The 22,931-nt window shown below is 63.5% G+C and carries 23 protein-coding genes and 1 tRNA gene; 10 read left to right on the top strand and 14 right to left on the bottom strand.

All coding sequences use genetic code 11. From position 1 onward, the window contains the following. Positions 1 to 167 precede the first annotated feature (167 nt). Together AC1Q7F_RS23135 and AC1Q7F_RS23130 are read left to right on the top strand one after the other, a co-directional pair. On the top strand, positions 168 to 1,784 hold the full coding sequence (locus AC1Q7F_RS23135) for a sensor histidine kinase (RefSeq protein WP_492510910.1): 1,617 nt from the start codon (positions 168 to 170) through the stop codon (positions 1,782 to 1,784). An 832-nt stretch (positions 1,785 to 2,616) separates the two neighbouring features. Next, the gene (locus AC1Q7F_RS23130; RefSeq protein ID WP_492510909.1) at positions 2,617 to 3,108 is read left to right on the top strand and encodes a helix-turn-helix domain-containing protein; all 492 of its coding nucleotides are present in this window, start codon (positions 2,617 to 2,619) and stop codon (positions 3,106 to 3,108) included. Between the two features lie 142 nt (positions 3,109 to 3,250). Here the strand turns inward: AC1Q7F_RS23130 and sucD are convergent, their stop codons facing one another. The 11 genes from sucD to leuD form a co-directional block, all read right to left on the bottom strand. Continuing rightward, positions 3,251 to 4,123: a succinate--CoA ligase subunit alpha gene (gene sucD, locus AC1Q7F_RS23125; RefSeq protein ID WP_492510908.1), complete on the bottom strand. Its 873-nt coding sequence runs from the start codon at positions 4,121 to 4,123 to the stop codon at positions 3,251 to 3,253. Position 4,124: 1 nt separating this feature from the next. Beyond that, positions 4,125 to 5,321: an ADP-forming succinate--CoA ligase subunit beta gene (sucC, locus tag AC1Q7F_RS23120; RefSeq protein ID WP_492510907.1), complete on the bottom strand. Its 1,197-nt coding sequence runs from the start codon at positions 5,319 to 5,321 to the stop codon at positions 4,125 to 4,127. Positions 5,322 to 5,710: 389 nt separating this feature from the next. Continuing rightward, complete coding sequence (locus AC1Q7F_RS23115) at positions 5,711 to 6,022, bottom strand: hypothetical protein (protein WP_492510906.1); 312 nt, start codon at positions 6,020 to 6,022, stop codon at positions 5,711 to 5,713. Between the two features lie 184 nt (positions 6,023 to 6,206). Next, entirely contained in the window at positions 6,207 to 7,442 is a 1,236-nt protein-coding gene (locus AC1Q7F_RS23110) for a class I SAM-dependent methyltransferase (RefSeq protein ID WP_492510905.1), read from the bottom strand. 127 nt (positions 7,443 to 7,569) lie between these two features. Continuing rightward, on the bottom strand, positions 7,570 to 7,884 hold the full coding sequence (locus AC1Q7F_RS23105) for a hypothetical protein (protein WP_492510904.1): 315 nt from the start codon (positions 7,882 to 7,884) through the stop codon (positions 7,570 to 7,572). Between the two features lie 559 nt (positions 7,885 to 8,443). After that, on the bottom strand, positions 8,444 to 9,409 hold the full coding sequence (gene mdh / locus AC1Q7F_RS23100) for a malate dehydrogenase (RefSeq protein ID WP_492510903.1): 966 nt from the start codon (positions 9,407 to 9,409) through the stop codon (positions 8,444 to 8,446). A gap of 253 nt (positions 9,410 to 9,662) precedes the next feature. Then, on the bottom strand, positions 9,663 to 10,106 hold the full coding sequence (locus AC1Q7F_RS23095) for a nuclear transport factor 2 family protein (RefSeq protein WP_492510902.1): 444 nt from the start codon (positions 10,104 to 10,106) through the stop codon (positions 9,663 to 9,665). A 134-nt stretch (positions 10,107 to 10,240) separates the two neighbouring features. Next, positions 10,241 to 10,507, bottom strand: coding sequence for a hypothetical protein (locus AC1Q7F_RS23090; RefSeq protein ID WP_492510901.1), 267 nt, complete (start codon positions 10,505 to 10,507; stop codon positions 10,241 to 10,243). A 58-nt stretch (positions 10,508 to 10,565) separates the two neighbouring features. Continuing rightward, positions 10,566 to 10,961 carry a GNAT family N-acetyltransferase gene (locus tag AC1Q7F_RS23085; protein WP_492510900.1) on the bottom strand — a complete coding sequence of 132 codons (396 nt, stop codon included), beginning with the start codon at positions 10,959 to 10,961 and terminating at the stop codon, positions 10,566 to 10,568. A gap of 110 nt (positions 10,962 to 11,071) precedes the next feature. Beyond that, positions 11,072 to 12,184: a 3-isopropylmalate dehydrogenase gene (leuB, locus tag AC1Q7F_RS23080; RefSeq protein ID WP_492510899.1), complete on the bottom strand. Its 1,113-nt coding sequence runs from the start codon at positions 12,182 to 12,184 to the stop codon at positions 11,072 to 11,074. Positions 12,185 to 12,314: 130 nt separating this feature from the next. Continuing rightward, entirely contained in the window at positions 12,315 to 12,926 is a 612-nt protein-coding gene (leuD, locus tag AC1Q7F_RS23075) for a 3-isopropylmalate dehydratase small subunit (protein WP_492510898.1), read from the bottom strand. A gap of 232 nt (positions 12,927 to 13,158) precedes the next feature. On the opposite strand from leuD, the gene AC1Q7F_RS23070 reads away from it, so the two are divergent. Beyond that, positions 13,159 to 13,527 (top strand): VOC family protein, encoded by a 369-nt coding sequence (locus tag AC1Q7F_RS23070; protein ID WP_492510897.1) that lies wholly within the window; start codon positions 13,159 to 13,161, stop codon positions 13,525 to 13,527. Positions 13,528 to 13,607: 80 nt separating this feature from the next. Here the strand turns inward: AC1Q7F_RS23070 and AC1Q7F_RS23065 are convergent, their stop codons facing one another. Beyond that, a complete protein-coding gene (locus AC1Q7F_RS23065) occupies positions 13,608 to 14,111 on the bottom strand; it encodes a helix-turn-helix domain-containing protein (protein ID WP_492510896.1) in 504 nt (167 codons plus the stop codon). 416 nt (positions 14,112 to 14,527) lie between these two features. On the opposite strand from AC1Q7F_RS23065, the gene AC1Q7F_RS23060 reads away from it, so the two are divergent. The 5 genes from AC1Q7F_RS23060 (at position 14,528) to AC1Q7F_RS23040 (ending at position 20,377) form a co-directional block, all read left to right on the top strand. Then, a complete protein-coding gene (locus AC1Q7F_RS23060) occupies positions 14,528 to 16,141 on the top strand; it encodes a peptide ABC transporter substrate-binding protein (RefSeq protein WP_492510895.1) in 1,614 nt (537 codons plus the stop codon). Between the two features lie 96 nt (positions 16,142 to 16,237). Beyond that, complete coding sequence (locus AC1Q7F_RS23055; RefSeq protein ID WP_492510894.1) at positions 16,238 to 17,851, top strand: peptide ABC transporter substrate-binding protein; 1,614 nt, start codon at positions 16,238 to 16,240, stop codon at positions 17,849 to 17,851. A gap of 114 nt (positions 17,852 to 17,965) precedes the next feature. Beyond that, entirely contained in the window at positions 17,966 to 19,549 is a 1,584-nt protein-coding gene (locus AC1Q7F_RS23050) for a peptide ABC transporter substrate-binding protein (RefSeq protein WP_492510893.1), read from the top strand. A gap of 185 nt (positions 19,550 to 19,734) precedes the next feature. Beyond that, positions 19,735 to 20,145 (top strand): hypothetical protein, encoded by a 411-nt coding sequence (locus AC1Q7F_RS23045; protein WP_492510892.1) that lies wholly within the window; start codon positions 19,735 to 19,737, stop codon positions 20,143 to 20,145. A gap of 4 nt (positions 20,146 to 20,149) precedes the next feature. After that, positions 20,150 to 20,377, top strand: a complete 228-nt coding sequence (locus tag AC1Q7F_RS23040) for a helix-turn-helix transcriptional regulator (protein ID WP_492510891.1) — start codon at positions 20,150 to 20,152, stop codon at positions 20,375 to 20,377. A gap of 59 nt (positions 20,378 to 20,436) precedes the next feature. On the opposite strand, the gene folE is transcribed toward AC1Q7F_RS23040, so the two are convergent. Further along, positions 20,437 to 21,069 (bottom strand): GTP cyclohydrolase I FolE, encoded by a 633-nt coding sequence (gene folE, locus AC1Q7F_RS23035; protein WP_492511003.1) that lies wholly within the window; start codon positions 21,067 to 21,069, stop codon positions 20,437 to 20,439. A gap of 247 nt (positions 21,070 to 21,316) precedes the next feature. After that, positions 21,317 to 21,709, bottom strand: coding sequence for a Co2+/Mg2+ efflux protein ApaG (gene apaG, locus AC1Q7F_RS23030; RefSeq protein ID WP_492510890.1), 393 nt, complete (start codon positions 21,707 to 21,709; stop codon positions 21,317 to 21,319). Between the two features lie 385 nt (positions 21,710 to 22,094). On the opposite strand from apaG, the gene AC1Q7F_RS23025 reads away from it, so the two are divergent. Further along, positions 22,095 to 22,751 carry a GNAT family N-acetyltransferase gene (locus AC1Q7F_RS23025; protein ID WP_492510889.1) on the top strand — a complete coding sequence of 219 codons (657 nt, stop codon included), beginning with the start codon at positions 22,095 to 22,097 and terminating at the stop codon, positions 22,749 to 22,751. An 85-nt stretch (positions 22,752 to 22,836) separates the two neighbouring features. Next, a tRNA-Gly gene (locus AC1Q7F_RS23020) sits at positions 22,837 to 22,910 on the top strand. Positions 22,911 to 22,931 lie beyond the last annotated feature (21 nt).

Below are 22,931 nucleotides of genomic sequence, written 5' to 3'. Positions count from 1 at the left end.
CGATGGTCGGGGTCCGGCAACATTCTGTTGCCGGACCCTTTTTTTTGATCCAGAAAGGATCAACCGGGCCGGTGGCGTTCCGAACGCCCCGACCTTTTCCCATTTTTCCAAATGGCGGATGCCCCGGCGTCGGTGGGACGCGATCAGGCATCGCATGGGGTTGCCTGATGGTCGCGTCGGACACGACGGCGTTGGATATGTCGGCCGGCGGGCCAGGGGACACCGATCCCCTGTTCTCCTCCTATTTCAACAGCACGTCGCTGGGCCTTGTGCTGCTGGATGGCGACGGCACGGTGCGTGCCGCCAATCGCGCCGCGCTGCGCATCGGCAACTTCGCACCTGCCCAGGTCCTGGGGTTGGCGCTGTGGGATACGCCTTGGTGGCGCGGGGCGCCGGGCCTGCGCGAACGGCTGATATCCGCGGTTCAGGCGGCCGGTCATGGTGCCACCATCCGCTTCGACGCGGCCACCGGGCCGGAAGCCGGTGCGCCCCTGGTCTTCGACCTGTCCGTCACCCCCATCGACCCTGGCCATGATGGCGCCGTCCGCCTGATGGTGGAAGCCCGCGACGTGACGGAGGCGCGGGACATCGAACAGGCCTTGCGCGCCAATGAACAGCGCCTGCGCGACATGGTGGAAGGGTCGGTGCAGGGCATCGTGGTCCATTCCGGCAAGCGCATCCTGTTCTGCAATCCGGCCTATGCCCAGATGCTCGACTACGACTCCATGCTGGACGTGATGTCGATCAGCCTGGACGACATCATCCCCGAGCCTGGCCGCGAGCAGGCCTACCGCGCCTGGTCCATCCTGCTGGCCGGCGGCAAGCTGCCCATCATCCGCTCCGCCCCCAATGTGAAGCGCGACGGATCGCTGATCCATGTCGATGTGCTGGCCCGCCGCATTGTCTGGGACGGGCAGTATGCCATCCAGGCGACAGTGGTGGACGTGACCGCCCAGGCCAAGGCCGCCGCGGCCGAAGCCGCCCGTCTAGCCGCGGAGGAGGCGTCGCAGACCAAGTCCGCCTTCATCGCCACCATGAGCCATGAGCTGCGCACGCCGCTGAATGCCATCCTGGGCTTCGCCGGCATGATCGCCAGCGCAGACCCGGACGGCGCCCCGGCCGACCCGCGCCATGTCGAGTATGCCGGCGACATCACGGTTGCCGCCCGGCACCTGCTGTCGGTGATCAACGACATGCTGCATCTCTCGAAGATCGAGGCCGGGCGACTGACGCTGGAACCCTGCTGGATCCCGCTGGAGGGCGAGTTGCGGCAAATCCAGCGCATCGCCCAGGGCCTGGCCCAGAACAAGCAACTGTCGATCGGCGTCGAATTGCCGACGGGGGAACCGCTGCTGCTGCTGGCCGACGAGCGGGCGCTACGGCAGTTGCTGCTGAACATCGTGGGCAATGCCGTCAAGTTCACGCCCGATGGCGGCGACATCCGGCTGGCGGCGGAGTTCGACCGTACCGACGGGCGGCTGGTCCTGTCCGTCGCCGATACCGGCGTGGGCATTCCGGAAGGCGACCTGGAACGTATCTGGCGGCCGTTCGAACAGGTGGGCCGCGTACAGGACCACCAGAATGGCACCGGCCTGGGCCTGTCCATCGCCCGCGCCCTGGCCGAATTGCACGGGGCCGCAGTCTCGGTGGACAGCGTACTGGGAAAGGGAACCGTGTTCCGCTTCCGCTTCCCGGCCGATCACGTGGCGCGTGGTGCCGCCCCCCGCGCCGCTGCCAGCAACGATGAACCAGGCGCAACGGCCGCCAAGCGCGCCGGTCGCTAATACCAAGCGGCGGTGAGGGGAACGCATCGTCGCTTGATTGGCCCCTGCGGGCTGCATTGATCGGAACCAACGATTCTGATCAATGCAGATCGGTATAGAAGCCCCGCAACCTCGTGGCGTAAAAACGACGGCTGGTAACGGAAATATAACCGTTTAGGGTTATTTCTGTCGCGCCCGGCACGCACGCCGGCAGCAACGGTCATTCCAACTTGCGTCCGCACGCTGGAAGGGCTGACAGCAGAAAATCCCGTCCTTTAGGAATACAACCAACGCCAGAATTCCCGCCGCTGACAATCAGGCCCGGCCGTAGGCCCACCCAAATAAACCTACATGCGGCTGCAACCGACTTTGACAAGCGGACGCATTTTCAGTCACCATCCATTCCAATGCAACGGGTGGAGACTACATACGGCATCCGCACTGTCCGGTAGACAATTCCTCATCAGAATACAGGACATACGCCGGCCTAGCAGTCGGAGCTGCTATTTCCATGCCTTCTGGCATCAGCCCATTCAGCCGGACTGCAATGTCGGGAAATTTGGGAAAATACCGGTCCATTTACTTCGTGTACCGGCTTCCGTTTCATTTTGCAAAGGCTCAATCTCTTGAAACCGAGTTTACGCATCGAAAAACGGGAATTCAACGATAATCCGTCCTCCACCGGCCGATGCCGGCAGTGGCCGCCCCATGGAATATCGGAACCCGGAGTTGCATACAACAAGATGCAATCTCGTATCCTCGATTGGTCCGCCCCATGTCGTCACGATGATTTTGGTGCCGGACCATTTTTCACGGCTTGTTCCGACCGCTGCCCCGATTGCAGGGGTGCGTCATGACCAGCGCCATTGCAGAGCGCCTGCGGGAGCTGCGCAAACGACTCGGCTTCGATCGCCGCTCGGACATGGCGCAGCATCTGGGCCTGCCCAACTCCACCTACAGCGCCTATGAGGGTGATTCCGGTCCCCCCAAGGTGGAGTGGCTGGTGGAACTGGCGCATCGCGGCGTGAACCTGAACTGGCTGCTGACGGGCGAGGGGGAGATGATGCTGCCTCCCCATCTCGTGGGCGCCGCCGCCCCATCCCCCCCTGCCACCACGGCCCGCCATGCGGAGAGTGCCGACCCGCGTGAGATGGAACTGAACACCTATCTGTTGGCCGCCATGATCCACCATGTGGAGCGCGATGCCCAGGAACGCGGCCAGACGCTGACCCCCCTGGAAAAGGGCGAGCGGGTGGCCCGCCTCTACACCGCCTCGGCCCGCGTGGCGGAAAGCGAACTGGCCACCCAGCCGCTGTCGCGCGCAGCGGAAGCGCCGGAGCGATAGACGCGATCATACCGGCGCCGCTGACGCCAAACGGGGAAAGGCGACACGTCACCGTTCGCTATAAACCGCAGGCAAGGCATGAAAAAACCCGCCGGATCGCTCCGGCGGGTTTTTCATACCTCAACGCTTCAGGCTGCAAGGATCAGCCCAGCGCCTTCACCATGGTCGAGCCCAGGCTGGCCGGGCTTTCGGAGACATGGATACCGGCGGCGCGCATGGCTTCGACCTTGAACTCGGCGGTGTCGTTACCGCCGGAGATCACGGCACCGGCATGGCCCATGCGGCGGCCCGGAGGAGCCGTACGGCCAGCGATGAAGCCAACAACCGGCTTCTTCAGGCCCGACGCCTTGATGTACTCCGCACCGTTCACCTCAGCGTCACCACCGATCTCGCCGATCATGATGATGCCTTCGGTTTCCGGATCGCGGGCGAACATCTCCAGCGCCTCGACGAAGTTCGTACCGTTGACCGGATCGCCGCCGATGCCGATGCAGGTGGTCTGACCCAGACCAGCCGCCGTGGTCTGAGCAACCGCTTCGTACGTCAGGGTGCCGGAACGGCTGACGATGCCAATCTTGCCACGCTTATGGATGTGGCCAGGCATGATGCCGATCTTGCATTCGTCCGGGGTGATGACGCCGGGGCAGTTGGGGCCAACCAGACGGGTACCGGAGTTCTGCAGGGCGCGCTTGACGCGGACCATGTCCAGGACCGGGATGCCTTCGGTGATGCAGACCACCAGCGGCAGTTCGGCATCAATGGCTTCCAGGATGGCGTCGGCCGCGAAGGGCGGCGGCACATAGATGACCGAGGCATTGGCGCCGGTCTTCAGCACCGCGTCGGCCACGGTGTCGAACACCGGCAGGTCGAGATGCTTGGAGCCGCCCTTACCGGGGGTCACGCCGCCGACCATCTTGGTGCCATAGGCGATGGCCTGTTCGGAATGGAAGGTCCCCTGCGCGCCGGTGAAGCCCTGGCAGATGACCTTGGTGTCCTTATTGACGAGCACGGCCATGTTACGCAGCCTCCTTCACGGCCTTGACGATCTTTTCCGCAGCGTCGGCCAGATTGTCGGCCGACAGGATGGGCAGACCGCTATCGGCCAGGATCTTCTTGCCGAGATCGACGTTGGTGCCTTCCAGACGGACAACCAGCGGAACATGCAAGCTGACTTCACGCGCGGCGGCGACAACGCCCTCCGCGATGACGTCGCAGCGCATGATGCCGCCAAAGATGTTGACCAGGATGCCTTCGACATTCGGGTCGGACAGGATCAGCTTGAAGGCGATCGTCACGCGTTCCTTCGTGGCGCCGCCGCCCACGTCCAGGAAGTTGGCCGGTTCGCCGCCATACAGCTTGATGATGTCCATCGTGGCCATGGCCAAGCCGGCGCCGTTCACCATGCAGCCGATGTTGCCATCCAGCTTCACATAGTTCAGGCCGTGCTTGGTGGCTTCCGTTTCCGAGGCTTCTTCTTCGGTCGGGTCGCGCAGTTCTTCCACGTCCGCGTGGCGATACAGCGCGTTGTCGTCGAAATTGACCTTGGCGTCGAGCGCGATCACGTCGCCGGCACCGGTCACGACCAGCGGGTTGATCTCAACCATGCTCATGTCCAGGTCGATGAACGCCTTGTACATGGCGGTCATGAACTTGGCGGCGGCACCGACCTGCTTGCCTTCCAGGCCCAGCGCGAAGGCGACCTTGCGGGCGTGATAGCCCTGCAGGCCTTCGACCGGGTCGATGGCGACCTTGGTGATCTTTTCGGGGTGGCTGTGGGCCACTTCCTCGATCTCCATGCCGCCCTCGGTGGAGGCGACGATGGTGACGCGCGAGGAACCGCGATCCAGCAGCATCGACAGATACAGCTCGCGCTTGATGTCGGCCCCTTCCTCGATATAGAGGCGGCCGACTTCCTTGCCCGCTTCGCCGGTCTGCTTGGTGACCAGCACCTGGTTCAGCATGGCGGCGGCGTTGGACTTCACATCGTCAACGCTCTTGACGACGCGGACACCGCCCTTGCCGTTGGGGTCGTTCTTGAAACGACCGGCACCACGGCCGCCGGCATGGATCTGCGACTTGACCACCCAGACGGGGCCGCCCAGTTCGGTGGCGACCTTGGCGGCTTCATCCGGCGTATAGGCGACGCCGCCGCGCGGCACCGCGACGCCGTATTTCTTCAACAGGCTCTTGGCCTGGTACTCATGGATATTCATCGGTCAGCCGTCTTGCTCTGGATGGGAGACGGGCCGGTCCGGCAGGGGGTCCGCCGGGCCGCACACGGGGGTCCTCCCCACGCGGGCGGCACTTTAGCACTATGGGAACCGGGATCAACCATCCAAAGGTCCCCACTTATGTCCAACAGCGTGTGGAATTTCGCACAGGCCGCCAAACTTGCCCACGACAGAAAATGGCGTAAACCCTTGCATCGCAACACGACCATGCCGCATGTGCGGAATGGTTGAGCGTCGGGCGCAGGGGTGCCATGTAACGGCGGCAGGACCACTACGCAATCGTTGGGCGCAGCACCACCATGTGCGCGTTCCGGGCCCATCGGCCCGGAACGCGCCAACCCGGCCACAGCCCCAGCCCCCTTCGTGATGGATCAGCCGCCGCGGCTCTTGAAGGCCTTCAACTGCTTGTTGAAGTTGGCCGCCAGCTTCTCCATGCGTTCGGTCGACTTGTTATAGCTTTCGACATCCATCTTGCCGCGCTTGCCCTCCATCGTCAGGCAGGCCTGATATTCTTCGGTGGCGGCGATATAGGCCTTCACGGCCTTCACGGCATCAGCCATTTGCGCTTCCGATGCTGCCGACCCATCCGGCAGGGTCGGCGGGTCGCCCTGCTCACATCCGGCATGGGCCGCTCCCGTCAGAAACAACAGGCAGAGGGCGGTACTCAGGATCGCTTTCTTCATCATATGGGCACCCCTTAAACAATAAAATTTTAGGCAATAAAGCATCCGTGCGTGCCGTCACGACGGTTACTTTATTTCCGCGGTTTTATTGGGTGCCAAGTTATCCCCAACTGACTGACTATTAGGCTTTAAGCCATTATCTCCCTAAACTTGGGGACAAGGATAGGTTCATCTCAGGCGCGCGTCAATTACGGCTGGGGCGGGGCGAGAGGGTAAATTCATGCGCGGCGGCAGGTGCCGTAACGTCACCGGGCCCGCGCCAGGGGTCGCGGACCCGCCCGGGCGGCCAGCCCGCTGCCCTGGCGGCCGCCAGCATCCGGCCGGCAATCAGGTTCGGCGAGGGAAGCAACCAAACCGTGCCATCGAATCCGCCAATCGCGTCGGGGGCATGGATCATCTGGCCCTCCAGCCGGCGACCGGCCTGCAACAGGTCGAACAGGACGATCTGTCCCATCTTCACCCTCTCGGCCAGCGGCGGGTAGAGTGCGGCCATGCGCGCATAGTCCATGCCCAGGCCCCACAATCCCACGGGTTTGCCGGCTTGGACCTCTGTCACGATGCCGCGGGCGATGGCCTGCCGCCGGGCAGCCAGGACATCCAGGCTGCCGGCGACGACACGGGCGGCATCGGCGCCATCGGCACGGTGCACCAGGGCGCGCAGCACCCCGCGCCGGGCGTCGACCCGAACCAGTGCCATGCCGCAGGAACGCAACAACGCCGTCAGATTGTCGAGCGTGAAGTAATGCAGGTGCTGGGGCACGACCAATGGATGGACGCAAGCCAATTGCGCATCGAACACACCGAAATCCGGAACCTCTATATAGGCATGACCACCGGGGGCCAGCATGGCGCGCAGGGCGCGCAGGAAACCCCTGGGGTCCCTCACATGCTCCAGCACATGGATGCAGAACAGCAGGCGGGCACCAAAAGCTCCCTCCGGGCCGGAAGGGAGCCGATTCAAATCAACCGGCTGGAAGGGAATACCGTCGGGCAACAGGCGCTGGAAATCCAGTCCCAGCAGCCGATCCACGGGCACACCATGCCGGTCGCGCAGCAAACGCAGCACCTCGCCGCGCCCGCAGCCGACATCCAGGATCAGGCCGTCAGCGACCACACCCTCCTCGCGGCAGAAGGCCAGCGCATCCTCGCCACCACAGATCGGCTGGTCGCCACCGATGATAGGGTCCGATCCATAGAGGTTGGTCAGGGAGACATCGTCATACTGCACGCCCAACCGCACATGGCCGCAGGTCCGGCAGGCAACCAGCGGTATCGAACGGTCACGGCGAATCAGGTCGCCCTGGGAATCGCTCGCCCAGCCGCCGCTGTGCATGGCCCCGACCGGGCCCGTCTCCAGATCAAGGCAGATGGGACAACGTCCCGGCGCATCCCGCCATTCATCCATACTCACCCCCGCCATTTCGCGCCTGCGCAGCACGGGTATTAGCATAGAAAAACCCGCACCGGTTTCCCCAGTGCGGGTTTGTCGTAAAATGGCCAGTCCGACGGAGAGGTCGGACAGCTGCCAAGCGCTGTAAAACGACCGATCAGCCGTTGCGGGCCTTGAAGGTCTTCAGCTGCTTGTTGAAGTCGGCGGCCAGCGCTTCCATGCGCGCGGCGGACTTGTTGTAGGCTTCCAGATCCATCTTGCCACCCTTGCCGGCGGCTTCCAGGCACGCCTGATATTCTTCGGTGGCCACGATATAGGCCTTAACCGCCTTCATCGTCTCCCCCATCTGCTCCTGGGTGGCCGTAGCGCCATCCACCAGCGAGGGCGGGTTGCCCTGCTCGCAGCCGGCGGCGAAGGCGGAGGTGGCAGTCAGGGACAGCAGGGCGGTGGCGAACAGCAGGGCGGTCTTCATGGGGTGTCCAATTCCTTATGATGGCGAGATTGGGTTCAACGGCGGAAGCGGGGATTGCCAGTACAACACCGCCAGCGTCAACAACATTCACCCCCTCGCGGGGACGCCATGCCATCGGCGGCGGCACTTCACTGACCTTGTGACGAGACCGGCCTTGAACGACTTGGCCACGCCACACAATTAACTAGACACTTCATGGAAACATCGCGGTGCCGGCGTTTCAGGCTGCACTTTATTCACGACGTCCGTTTGATGAGGCGGACTATACGGGCCACCCGTAACTGAATGGTTAAAAAAGTGGTGGAAACCTATCCTTTCGGCACGCCTGAATGCAGGTCAGTTTTGCACGTGAAGCACAGATGCGTCGCCGAGTGATGCGAAATCTTACTGGATATTTGTATTGTATTTTATGAAATTACTCATGAACATGGCGCGCTTGACATGTTCGAGACCGTTTCTGCAATTTCAGGGCAATAAAAAGCCCCGCACGGGGGTCCCGTGCGGGGCTTTCATGAAAGCGGCATGCCGGAGCGCGTCCGCCCGGCACCTGATCAAGGCATCAGCCCTCGGCCGAGACCTTGGCAGTGACCTCCACCAGGGTCTTAACGGCATCGACCGACTTGTCGAAATTGGCCTTCTCTTCGGCCGACAGTTCGATCTCGATGATCTTCTCCACGCCCTTGGCGCCGATGACGGTGGGCACGCCGATATAGAGGCCGTCCACGCCATACTGGCCGGTCAGCTTGGCGGCGACCGGCAGGACGCGCTTCTTGTCCTTCAGATAGCTTTCGGCCATGGCGATGGCGGAAGCAGCCGGGGCGTAGAAGGCGGAGCCGGTCTTCAGCAGACCGACAATCTCCGCACCACCGTCGCGGGTACGCTGCACGATCTTGTCCAGCTTCTCCTGCGTGGTCCAGCCCATCTTCACCAGGTCGGGCAGCGGGATGCCGGCGACGGTGGAGTAGCGGACCGACGGGACCATGGTGTCACCATGGCCGCCCAGCACGAAGGCCGTCACGTCCTCGACCGACACGCCGAACTCCTCGGCAAGGAACCAGCGGAAGCGGGCGCTGTCCAGCACGCCGGCCATGCCGACGACCTTCTCCGGCGGCAGGCCGCTTTCCTGCTGGAACAGGCCGACCATGGCGTCCAGCGGGTTGGTGATGATGATCACGAAGGCGTCCGGGGCATGGGCCTTTACGCCAGCGGCGACGACCTTGATGACCTTGGCATTGATGCCGACCAGGTCGTCACGGCTCATGCCCGGCTTGCGCGGCACGCCGGCGGTGACGATCACCACGTCGGCGCCGGCGATGTCGGCATAGTCCGACGTGCCCGCGTAGCCGGCGTCGAAGCCGGCGACCGGCGACAGCTCGGCAATGTCCAGCGCCTTGCCCTTGGCGACGCCCGCGAAGTCGGGGATATCGAGCAGGATGATATCACCCAGCTCCTTCTGGCCGGCCAGCAGGGCCAGCGTGCCACCGATCTGGCCAGCGCCGACAAGCGCGATCTTCTTGCGTGCCATGGGAATTTCCCTTCGATTTGGTTCGGGTCAGGAAACAAGATTACGTTTGGAACATCCGGCAGCGCCTTTTCTTAGCTGCAATGCGGGATGACCCTGGGCGGCGTGATTAGCCTGAAACAGCCGTTCGGGCAAGCCGCCAAGGGTCGTGGGTGCGGGGTGGCTGGTCAGCGCCTGACGCAAGGCGTGTATGCAGGCACCGCCGATGACCGGAATTTCCGGCGGACGGCAGCGTTGCTGGCGGCATGAACAGCCGTCAGCCCGGCTTCTTGGGCTGCCACATGGCGTTGACGATGACCCAGCGGTCGCCAAACCGGCCCATATGGAAATAGTCCACGAACCAGGGCGTCTCCACCCGCACCACGGCGACGGTACCGGTGACGTCCAGCACCCGCACCGACCGGTCCCACTGTTCCTTCGGCGTCTTCAGCACACCCTGGCGCGTCAGCTCGACCAGTTCATCCTTGCTCATGCGGCGCAGGGCCAGAAGCTCGTCCTGATCGGGGCTGGCGCGGACGGCGCGCTTGGCCAGATCGGGGTGCAGGGCGCGGGCGACACGGGGTGCATCCCCCTCCAACTGGCCATCGACATAATCATAGGCCGTGGCCTCGATGGCCTTGATGGTGGCGGGATCGGTCTCCGCCCGTGCGGGCAGTACCGTGAGGGTCAGCAGCACGGGCAGCAGGATGCGCAGACGCATGGTGGGGGCTTTCGGTCGGATGACGAGAAGTCCCGGACTGTATCGGATGGGTACGGGGGTGCAATGGCGGGCGGGGACTGGTCCCAGCGCTGAGGCGTCACCTGGACCTAAGCGCGCCTGTGCTCAGCCTGTCATCAGGGCCGGCCGCCCCAGCGCCAGCGCATCTGCCCCTCCGTTCGCGACGCCGCGAACCAAAGGAAGATCGCCGTTGCAAATACTACCCAGCCCAATGGGATGGCCGCGCGCCAGGGGCCGGGTGGTGGATCGATCAGCAGGCGGATCGCGAACATGCCGGCAACAAGAACCAGAGCATAGACGGCAATCGCCAACCAACCTTCCCAGGTGATCGGGGAATAACCATAACCAAAGCGCTTGGGCCCGAACCAGGGTCGTTCCGACATGGGGCAACTCCATCATCCGAGGACAATAAATCCTATCCGGTGTGGAAGTGACAAGCAATCACAACCGGCCGGAGCCACTTCCCGCCAGCAGCTTCACATCGATGCCCAGCAGGGTGACAGTCTCCGTCCGCGCCCCCAGCGCCCGGTAGAACAGGCCGGCGCGGACATTGGCGGGCCTTGCATGCCAGCAGACCCAGGACAGGCCGTCGGCCAGCGCCATCCGCCCCACCGCCGCCATCAGGGCGCGGCCGATGCCCAGCCGACGTGACCCCGGCTCGACATAGATGTTTTCCATCATCAGGCCGCCGGTGGCCGTCTGGCTGTCATAACCGCCGGTCAGCAGCACCATGCCGGCCAGCCGCCCGTCCCATTCCGCCACCAGGCAGCGGAACATCGGGGTCGGCCCAAAGCACTGGTTGCGGAACAGGATGGGGGTCAGGGCCGGCGGGTCCATGCCTTCCTCCGCCGACAGGGCGGCGACGAAGGCGCAAACAACAACGGCGTCCGCAGGGGTTGCCCCACGGACGCCGGTTTGTTTAGGCGGGATCAACGCCACAGGGCCGCTCAGACCGCAGCCTTGTCCATCTCGCGCAGGATGCTGTCGGCCATGACGGAGGTCGACACCTTGGCCATGCCCGGCTGCATGATGTCGCCGGTGCGCAAACCGGTGGACAGCACGTTCTCCACGGCCTTCTCCAGAATATCGGCCTCATCCTGCAGATCGAAGGACCAGCGCAGGGCCATGGCGAAGGACAGGAACATGGCGATCGGGTTGGCCAGATCGCGGCCGGCAATGTCCGGGGCCGAACCATGCACCGGCTCGTACAGGGCCTTGCGCTTGCCATTGGCGTCGGCCGCACCCAGCGACGCGCTGGGCAGCATGCCGATGGAACCGGTCAGCATCGAGGCCTCGTCCGACAGGATGTCGCCGAACAGATTATCGGTGACGATCACGTCGAACTGCTTGGGATTGCGCACCAGCTGCATGGCGGCGGCGTCGGCCAGCATGTGGGACAGTTCCACATCCGGGTACTCAGCCTTGTGCAGGGCGATGACTTCCTGCTTCCACAGCAGGCCCGCTTCCATCACGTTGCTCTTTTCCGACGAGCACAGCTTGTTGCCGCGCTTGCGGGCCAGCTCGAACGCCACGCGGGCGACGCGGTGGATCTCGTGCGTGTCATAGACCTGGGTGTTGATGCCACGGCGTTCGCCGTTCGGCAGGTCGATGATGCCGCGCGGCTCACCGAAATACACACCACCGGTCAGCTCACGGACGATCATGATGTCCAGGCCGCGCACGATCTCCGGCTTCAGCGAGGAGGCATCGACCAGCGCGTCGAACACCTTGGCCGGGCGCAGGTTGGCGAACAGCTGCATCTCCTTGCGCAGGCGCAGCAATCCTGCCTCGGGACGCTTGTCGAAGCCCAGATTGTCCCACTTCGGACCGCCCACGGCGGCCAGCAGCACGGCATCCACGGCCAGCGCGCGGGCCATGGTCTCGTCCGTCAGCGGCGTGCCATGCGCGTCATAGGAGCAGCCGCCGACCAGGCCTTCCTCCAGCTGGAACTCGACACCGCGCTTGCGGGCATACCAGTCAATGACGCGACGGACCTGACGCATGACCTCGGGACCGATCCCGTCGCCCGGCAGCAAAAGGAGCGAACGCTTCGTCGACATTGGAATACCTCTGTATGTTTGCTTTGGCATTGGCGGCGTCGTTCCGCCGCGGCTGGATTCATAGACCTTCCCGGTCACGCCGCCAAGGGGCGGCGCGCTGCAAACGGGGCGCAGGTCAGCTCAAGGACGATCAGGAGGCCCACAGCCAGGGCTGGCCGCCCTTGGCCTTGGCTTCGAACGCGTCGATCGATGCTTCCTCGCGCAAGGTCAGGCCGATATCGTCCCAGCCGTTCAGCAGGCACTGGCGGCGGAACGGCTCCACGTCGAAACCAATCTTCTCGCCATCGGGCAGGGTGATCTGCTGGGCTTCCAGATCGACGGTGAAGGTGGCGTTGGCGCCATTGTCGGCGGCCGCCATCAGCCTGTCCACGACCTCGGTCGGCATCCGGATCGGCAGGATGCCGTTCTTGAAGCAGTTGTTGAAGAAGATGTCGGCAAAGCTGGGGGCGATGATGCAGCGGATGCCGAAATCGGCCAGCGCCCAGGGGGCATGCTCGCGGCTTGAACCGCACCCGAAATTGTCGCCGGCGATCAGGATCTTGGACTGGCGGTAGGCCGGCTTGTTCAGCACGAAGTCCGCAACCTCCTTGCCGTCCTTCAGGCGCATGGAGGCGAACAGGCCAGTGCCCAGACCGGTGCGCTTGATCGTCTTCAGATAGTCGGCGGGAATAATCATGTCCGTATCGACATTCATGAGACGCAGCGGGGCGGCGACACCGGTGAGCTGAACGAACTTTTCCATGAGGGCTTTACCCGACGACATAGGGGATGGAACAGCCCCATTTCTGCCATGTGCCCGCCGCACGGCGCAATACATGATCGTTGGAAGGCAGCCCTGCGACAGATGCTTGCGTGGTACTTTCACCACCACCCTATTCCATGGGTCCTGACCGATGGTCGGGATGGCAGAACGGGCGGGGACACCCTATCTTGAAGGGAAGAAGGACAAACCTGTTCAGCGGAGGGTCGGCGCCATGCGTGTGTTCCGTATCATCCTTCCCGTCGCCGCCATCGAGGAGGCGGCCGGCTTCTATGGGGCGCTTCTGGCCCAGCCGGGGCAGCGCGTCTCCCCCGGCCGGCATTATTTCGATCTGGGCCAGCTGGTGCTGGCCTGCTACGACGCGCAGGCCGACGGGGATGAGGGACCGGTCAGGCCCCTGCCCGAGCCTGTCTATTTCGCCGTCCATGGCCTGGACGATTTCCATGCCCGCGCGCAAGGTGCGGGCGCCGTCATGGAAGGCGGGATCGAGGTCCGTGCCTGGGGAGAGCGCAGCTTCTATTGCCGCGATCCGTTCGGCAATCCGCTCTGCTTCGTGGAGGCGGGGACGGAGTTCACCGGTTGATGGCCTGCAGCCATCCCAACATCTTCAAGAAGCCGGACAAGCGGGGATTGTTCGCCGGTCGCGGCGAAACCTGATCCGGTTTACGCCGCCTTGTTCACATGCTCCTTCACCCCGCCGGCCATCAAGAAGGCCAGGCAAGCGTTGCGCTGGACCCGATAGGCGCCGGGCGTCACCCCCACGGCGCGACCGAAAATGCCCGTCAGATGCGCCTGGGACGAGAACCCGGCCGCCGCCGCGATCTCCGCCAGCGGCATCTCCGTCTCCAGCAGCAGACGCTTGGCGCCATTGACGCGGCGGGCCATCACGTAACGATGCGGCGCCTCGCCCAGCGCCGCCTTGAACCGGCGGGCGAAATGGCTGGGGCTCAGCCCCGCGACGGCAGCCAGGGTGGCCAGTGACAGATCATCGTCCAGGTTCTGTTCCACAAAGACCAGGACGCGGCGCATCTGCAGCAATGACAACGCATTGGCGCCATCGGCCCCGCCGCTCTGGTGACGGGTCAGGATGGCTTCCACCGTCTCGGTCTCGGCCGCAACGCAAGCCGCGATCTGCGGCAGATGAAGGTCGGACGACACAACAGACATGGCGACTCCCCCGTCAGGTCGGCATCCGCTCCGGGGCGGAGGGGCCGGCCAACAACATGAAGCGCCACGGGACCGACGCCAGTGTGATCGCACCGCTGTTGGGAACAGGGACGAGGGACTGGGACGGAGGTGGCGGAATGGGTTGCTATCGACCGGCAGATGACAAGGGTAGTCCCCGGAACCGGTTCTGACCATATGATTAAGCGACCAACCTGTGCGTTCGCTGTGCGCACCGTCACTCGCGCTGAAAAATCACAGGCTGGCCGCCATTGACATCGATACCCCGGCAAGACGGATGCACGATGGCAGGCGAAGCGGCTCCGTGCATTTCCCTGCCATCAGCCCTGGACATGGCGCCCCTTAGACCGCACATAGACGCGGGGGGCGTTATACCGGTGCAGTTGGAGCAAAAAATCATGCGTATCGCGCGTCGCATCGCGCCGGCCGCCATTGCGGCCTTCGCCACCTTTTGCCTGATGGCGGGCGGTGCCGCCCCGGCTTTTGCCGAAATGGTGCTGAATCGCGGCAACCAGGCGGAGCCGACGTCGCTGGACCCGCATAAGGGCACGGACGTACAGTCGGCCCGCATCGGCTATGACCTGTTCGAAGGGCTGCTGACCTTCGGTCCCGATGGCAAGACCATCCCCGGCGTGGCCGAAAGGTGGGAGATCAGCACCGACGGCCTGACCTACACCTTCTTTTTGCGCGCCGACGCGAAATGGTCGGATGGCACTGCCGTGACGGCGGATGATTTCGTCTTCTCCTGGCGCCGGGTGGTCGATCCCAAGACCGCATCCGACTATGCCTATTTCCTGTGGCCGGTGAAGAATGGCGAGGCGATCAGCAATGGCAAGGCGGCCCTGGATACGCTGGGCGCCGTCGCCGTCAATCCCCGCACGCTGAAGGTGACCCTGGAACAGCCCACGGGCTATTTCCTGTCCTCGCTGGTCCACCGCATGACCTATCCGGTGTCAAAGGCCAATGTGGAGAAGTTCGGCAGCGATTTCGTGAAGCCGGGCAACATGGTGTCCAACGGCGCCTACAAGCTGGCGGATTACCTGCCCCAGTCCTATGTGAAGGTCGTGAAGAATCCGTTCTTCCGCGAAGCGGCGTCTGTGAAGGTGGATACGGTCGTCTTCCACCATACCGACAGCCCGGAGACGGAATTGCGCCGGTTCCGCGCCGGTGAGCTCGACATCGTGCAGATGGCGCCGGTCACCCAGATCGACTGGCTGCGCCAGAACATGCCGGAGACGATGAAATTCTATCCGGTGCTGGGCACCCAGTACCTGGCCGTCAACATGACGAAAGAGCCACTGGCCTCGAACCCCAAGCTGCGCCAGGCCCTGTCGCTGGCCGTCGATCGGCAGATCATCGTCGACAAGATCACCAAGTCCGGCGACGCCCCGGCCTATACGCTGACCGCCCCCGGCGTGCCGGGCTATACCCTGCCCGACGCCAACATGGTCAAGGCCACCCAGGCCGAGCGTGACGCCATGGCCAAGAAGCTGGTGGCGGAGGCCGGTTATGGGCCCGGCGGAAAGCCGCTGACGGTGGAAATCCTGCACAACACCAACGAGAGCACGCGCAAGATCGCGGTCGCCATTGCTTCCATGTGGCAGTCCAAGCTGGGCGCCAAGGTCAGCCTGAATAATCAGGAATGGAAGGTCGTGCTGCAGAATGCCGGCGAGAAAAGCTATGCCAACACCGTGGCGCTGGGCTGGATCGCCGACTTTCCCGATCCCTACACCTTCCTGAAGCTGTTCCTGGGTGATGTGGGCAAGATGAACCGCGCCGGCTATAACAACCCGGCCTATGATGCCAAGTTGCGCGAAGCCAACCTGTCCACCGATCCGGCCCGGCGCATGGCCATGATCGCCGAGGGCGAGGCCCTGATGCTGGCCGACGCACCCATGATCCCGCTCTATCACCAGGCCTATCGCAACCTTGTGCATCCGCGCGTCAAGGGCTGGGTCGCAAGCGCCATGGGCGTGCAGCCCACCCGTTACCTTGAGGTCGCCGGCCGCTGAAAGGCGGCGGGCCAACCGGGCCCTCCATCATAAACAGGTCCGGATCAATCAGGCGGTTCGCATCCATACGAGATAAGGAATAGGAGAAGATCGGGCATGTCATCAATCTGGAGAACAATGCGCGGCTTGGTGGCCGCCACCGCTTTGCTTGCCACCGGCCTGGGCGTCATCGCCCTGCCAGCCCAGGCCCAGAAGGTCCTGCATCGCGGCAACGGGGCGGAGCCGGAAACCCTTGATCCCGCCAAGTCCAGCGGCGTGCCCGAAAGCTGGCTTCAATATGACCTGTTCGATGGGCTGGTCATGCCCGACGGCAAGGGCAACTTCATCCCGGCCGCCGCTTCAAGTTGGGACATCAGCCCCGACGGGCGGGTCTACACCTTCCACCTGCGCCGCAATGCCAAATGGTCGGATGGCACGCCCGTCACCGCGCAGGATTGGGTCTTCTCCTGGCGGCGTCTGGTCGATCCCAAGACCATGGCCGACTACGCCTATTTCCTGTGGCAGGTGAAGAATGCCCAGGACATCACCCTGGGCCGCAAGGCGCCCGACACGATGGGCGTGCGCGCCGTGGATGATTACACGTTCGAGGTCACGCTGGCGGCACCCACCCCGTATTTCATATCGATGCTGCACCATCATTCCACCTATGCCCTGTCCAAGGCGAATGTGGAGAAGTTCGGGGCGGAGTTTGTGAAGCCGGGCAATCTGGTGACCAACGGCGCCTACATGCTGGCCGAGGCGGTGCCGCAGAGCCATATCAAGATGGTGAAGAATCCCCACCATTACGATGCGGCCAACACCAAGATCGACACCGTCTTCTATTATCCCACGGAGAATCAGGAAGCCGAGCTGAAGCGCTATCGCGCCGGCGAACTGCATATCGCCTATGAGGTGCCGGTGGCCCAGATGCAGTGGCTGCGCCAGAACCTGCCGTCGGAACTGCACTTGGCGCCCTATTTCGGCACTTATTTCTACGCGCCTAACCTGACGAAAGAGCCCTGGAAGTCCAACAAGGATCTGCGACTGGCGCTGAATCTGGCCATCGACCGCGACATCATCGTGGACAAGATCAACCAGCGCGGCGAAATCCCGGCCTACAGTTTCGTGCCGCCCGACACGACCAACTATACCCAGCAGATCCCCGATTATGCGAAATGGACCCAGCAACAGCGTGATGCCAAGGCCAAGGAACTCTTCGCCAAGGCCGGCTATGGTCCGGGGGCCAAGCCGCTGGAGGTCGAACTCCTGTACAATACCCAGGAAAACCACCGCAAAGTGGCGATCGCCGTCGCCTCGATGTGGCAGCAGAAGCTGGGCGTGAAGGCCACGTTGAATAATCAGGAATGGAAAGTGTTCCTGAATACCCGTGACGAGAAGAAGTTCAAGGATATCACCCGCCATGGCTGGATCGGCGACTATAACGACGCCAATAATTTCCTGGAATTGCTGCGCGGCGATATCGGCAAGCAGAACCCGGCGGCCTTTTCCGATCCGCAATATGATTTGCTGATGGCGGAGGCGAACACCACCGCCGATACAGCCAAGCGTGCGGCCCTGTTACAGCAGGCCGAAAGGCTGATGATCGCGGAGGTGGCCGTGTTCCCTATCCATTTCTACAGCTCAAAACATATGGTCAGCCCCAAGCTGATCGGCTGGACCGACAATCTCCAGGACCTGCATCCCTCACGGTTCCTGGACCTGAAGCCGTAAACCCAACAGTAGGGCACACCCTGGCCGAATGATCGGCCGGGGTTTTCTCTTGCCCGCATCCTGGCGGGGCCTATCCTGCTGACAGGCTTTGTCCGGTTGGTTGGGGAGACATCGGTGCGTTTACTGGCGACCTTCTTTCTGCTGCTGTCCATCCTGATGGCGGTGCCGTCACGGGCGGAAATGGTGCTGCACCGGGGCAACGGGTCGGAGCCGGAGACGCTGGACCCGCATAAATCGACCGGCGAGGGCGAGAGCTGGATCGAAATGGACCTGTTCGAGGGGCTGGTCGCCGCCGACGCCCTGGGCCGGGTCATCCCCGGCGCCGCCCAGCGCTGGACCGTCAGCGATGACCGGCTGACCTATATTTTCCACCTGCGGCCCAACGGCAGATGGTCGGACGGCACCAAGGTCACGGCTGGCGATTTCGTGTTTTCATGGCGCCGTCTGGTGGCACCGGCCACCCGTTCCCGCTACGCCTTCTTCCTCTGGCCCGTGAAGAATGCCGAGGCCGTGTCCAAGGGCCAGATGCCGCCCACCGCCCTCGGGGTGGAAGCCATCGACGATCTGACGCTGCGCGTGACGCTGGAGGCGCCGACCTCCTACTTCGTGGCCTCGCTCCAGCATCATTCCACCTTCGCCGTGTCGCAGGCCAACGTGAAGAAGCATGGGGACGAGTTCATCCGGCCGGGCAAGCTGGTCTCCAACGGTGCCTTCATGCTGGCCGAAACCGTACCCCAGGGCCATGTGAAGCTGGTGCGCAACCGGTATTTCCACGCGGCGGCAGATGTGGCGCTGGATGCCGTCTATTTCTACCCCACCGAGAACCGGGAGGCGGAGCTGAAGCGGTTCCGCACCGGGGAACTGGACGTCACCTATGACGTGCCCGACGGGCAGATTGCCTGGATACGCCAGAACATGCCGGCCGACCTGCGGCTGGCCCCTTTCTTTTCCACTTACTGGTTCAACATCAACCTGCGCAACGAGCCGTGGAGATCCAACCCCGACCTGCGGGCGGCCCTGTCATTGGCCATCGACCGGCAGCTGATCGTGGACAAGATCACCCAGGCCGGCGAGATCCCCGCCTATGCCATCACCCCGCCCGGCACCGACAATTATGTCGCTCCGATGCCGGAATGGGCCCGCTGGACGCAAGGCCAGCGCGATGCCAAGGCCAAAGAATTGCTGGCCAAGGCCGGATACGGGCCAGGCGGCAAGGTGCTGGAGGTGGAGATCCTGTTCAACACGTCGGAAAACCATCGCAAGATCGCCATCGCCATCGACAGCATGTGGCGCCAGAAGCTGGGCGTGCGCGCCAAGCTGGTGAACCAGGAATGGAAGGTGCTGCTGCAGGCCCGGGCGGAAGGCCGGTTCCAGGATATGATCCGCGCCGGCTGGATCGGCGATTACAACGATGCCTATTCGTTCCTGTCGCTGTTCCTCTCCGATGTGAAGGGACAAAATCACAGCGGATACCGCAATCCCGACTATGATCGGCTGATCCGCGCCGCCGCGTCGGAGGTGGACCCCACGGCCCGGCGGCAATTGATGCAGCGGGCCGAAGCCATGCTGCTGTCCGATCACCCCGTCATCCCGCTTTACACCTATGTGACCACGCACATGGTCTCCACCCGCGTCAGCGGCTGGCAGGACAATATCCGCAACCTGCACCTGTCGCGCTATCTGTCGGTGACGCCTTAGGGCCGTTTTCGGTTGACCGGAGGCGGCGAAGGCGGCGACTGCCACAGCACCGCACATGGGCATGGAGCCAAGCCACACATGTAAAATATATTTGACATTATGCGCATTTGGAGCACATTATGTTAGATAAACTTAACATAACGGTAGGAATATCGAACATGTCATTTCGGGAGAGGTTGAGCTGGATGCAACTGCTGGCGCTGCTGGGTTTTGGCGGGGCCTATTTCATCCCGGTGTTTGGCGCCTATCTGGGCTGGGCCGCCGTGCCGGGCGGCGGACAGTTCATGTGGCTGATCGTCTGTATCGTGGGGATGATCGTGGGTCAGATCGTCATCGCGATCGTCCTGGCCGTGATGCTGGCGCTGCGCAGAGATGGCAAGGTGCGCAGCGCCGCCGACGAACGCGACCGGCAGGTGGCGCTGCTGGGTACGCGCACCGGCTTCTACGTGCTGGTGGCAGGAACGATTGCCGCCATGCTAAGCCTGCACCATGGCGCCGACAAATTGCTGCTGGTGAACTTCATGCTATGCGCCCTGCTGGTGGCCGAGATTTCGCGGCTGGGCACCGTTGTCTTCATCTATCGTCGCGGCTGGTGAGCCCATGCTGCCCTTCACCAATCATATCCGCCGCCTGCGGTTTGAAGCCGGCGAGATGACCCAACAGGATCTGGCCGACAGGATCAGCGTGACGCGCCAGACGGTTGCCGCCATCGAACAGGGCAAATACTCCCCCAGCCTGGAGGCCGCCTTCCGCATCGCGCAGGTATTCCAGGTACCCCTGGAAAGCGTTTTCCAATGGCGCGGGGACGGGCCATTCACGGCGAAATGAAAGCGGGGGGCGGCCCGACAGGACCGCCCCCTTTCGTCATTGTGGTCTGGCGACCTTTATCACCCCTCCAGGCTGCTGACCGGGTTGCCGATCATGGCCAGGAACTCGCGTCTGGTCTTCTCATCCTCACGGAAGGCGCCCAGCATGCGGCTGGTCACCATAGTGACACCGGGCTTGTGGATGCCGCGGGTGGTCATGCATTGGTGCGTCGCCTCGATCACCACGGCCACGCCCAGCGGTTCCAGCACCTCGTCGATGGTATTGGCAATCTGGGCGGTCATCTTCTCCTGGATCTGCAGGCGCTTGGCATAGACCTCGACCACGCGCGCCAGCTTGGAAATGCCGACGACACGGTTGCGGGGCAGATAGGCGATGTGCGCCTTGCCGATGATCGGCACCATATGGTGCTCGCAATAGCTTTCCAGGCGGATATTGCGCAGGACGACCATCTCGTCATAGCCGTCCGTCTCCTCGAACGTCCGGGCCAGCAGTTCGACCGGGTCCACACCATAGCCCGCGAAGAATTCTTCATACGAACGCACGACGCGGTCAGGCGTGCCCACCAGCCCTTCGCGGTCCGGATCGTCGCCGGCCCAGCGGATCAGGGTGCGTACGGCGGCTTCCGCCTCCTCCTTGGAAGGACGGACCAAATTGGGATTGGTGGCGGCGGGGCCGGCGCGGCGGCCATGCACGGGACCCTTCACGACCTTGTCTGCGTTATTCCTGGGCACGCTCACGGGGATGCACTCCTCATTTCGTTGGTTCGGCTCATTCGCGCCCCTTGGCGGGGCGCAGGCCGGTTCCCCCGATCCAGCCCGCCGGATTACCCCATTTGGAAGGGGTCGTCACCGGCACCACAGCAGATGGCTTGTTGGCCGAATGTTTCAAGCACCGATTTCGGATATCGCTCCAGCAGTATGGGTTGAGGTCTCTCACGCATCAGTTCAGACGCCGTGCCTGGTGCGGGCTGTCCAGGGAAAAGGCGGGAATGGCGATATCGAACGCCTCCCCGTCCGCATTCTCCATCCCATAGCTGCCGACCATGATGCCCGACGGGGTGGAAAGCGGTGTGCCGCTGGTATAGCTGAATTCCTCGCCCGGCCGCAGCAGCGGCTGTTCACCCACCACGCCCGGTCCCCGCACCTCCATCAACCGGCCCAGCGCGTCGGTGATCTTCCAATGGCGGGTGCGCAGGCGCACCGTCTCCCGCCCCAGATTCTCGATCCGCACCTGATAGGCCCAGACATAGTGGCTTTCACCCGGCTGCGACTGGTCGGACAGGTATCGCGGCTCCACCGTCACCCGGATCGCACGCGTCGTGTCGCTATACATGGCGCCTCTCCCATTTCCGATCCGATGACCTGATCCCGGATTTCATCATGGCCGCCAGCCCCTTGGGCCCGCACAGCCGCATTATAGGCCGTTGCCCCCCTCACACAATCCCGGGCGGTCCCTTGTCCTGGTGCTCCGGTGGTGCTTCGTCATGAAAACGCCGCTTGCGTCGGGGGGCTGATGGCTTCATATAGCAAACATGTTCAACTGTTCATGAGCCGCGCGATGTTGCGCTTCATTCCCTCGCGACGACGAAAGACCTCCGTCCCCTTCGGACGGCTGGTGCTTGCGCACGGGACCTGACGCCTCATCCGCGTGGGGGTCCCGGCCAGACGCTTCTTCAGTGTCTCCCCCACACTTCATTTTGCCGGGAAACCCCAATCGTATGAACATCACGCTTGAGCAGCCGGTTCACGCCGCCGCCATCGAAAAGCTCCTCGACTCCTCGTTCGGCCCCAAGCGCCACACCAAGACCGTCTATCGCCTGCGCAAGAATGTCGCCCCCGTGGCCGAGCTGTGCTTTGTCGCCACCGACATGGACCAAGACGGCCATGAGGTGCTGGTCGGCACCATCCGCTATTGGCCGGTGACGCTGGGCGGCAATGTCCAGGCCCTGATGCTGGGCCCCATCGCCATCGCCCCGGATCTGCGCAGTGGCGGCATCGGCGGCAAACTGATCCGGCACAGCCTGGAGGCCGCCAAGGCCCTGGGCCATCGCATCGTCATCCTGGTGGGCGATGCGCCCTATTATGTGCGTTTCGGCTTCCAGCGCGACCTGGTCGCCGGCCTGTCCCTGCCCGGCCCTGTTGATCCGTCCCGGTTCCAAGGTCTGGAACTGGTCGATGGCGCCCTGACCGGCGTCACCGGCATGGTGGGCCGGGCCAAGCCGGCGAAAGTACGGACCGCCGCGGCTGCCGGCGCCACCCCCGCCCAGCGCCCCGCCGCCAAGGTCACCACCCTGCCCCTGTTCGCCGCCGCCGCCCTGGCTGCCGACCTGGAAGTACCGGTGTCCCGACGTCGCCCGCGGCGCGCGGCGCGATGATCCGGGCGGGCCGGCCCAGGGACGGTCGGGCGACGATTAGCCCCTTGATCCGGCACCCGGAACCCCATATAAGGACGGTCCCGGCGCGGGTGTAGCTCAATGGTAGAGCAGAAGCTTCCCAAGCTTACGACGAGGGTTCGATTCCCTTCACCCGCTCCAGTTTCTCTTGATTTTCTGGGG

It is taken from the genome of Niveispirillum sp. GW835-FHT14G11 (assembly GCF_058793615.1).
Note: the sequence above shows the minus strand (reverse complement) of the source record. Positions and strands in the feature narration are given on the sequence as shown.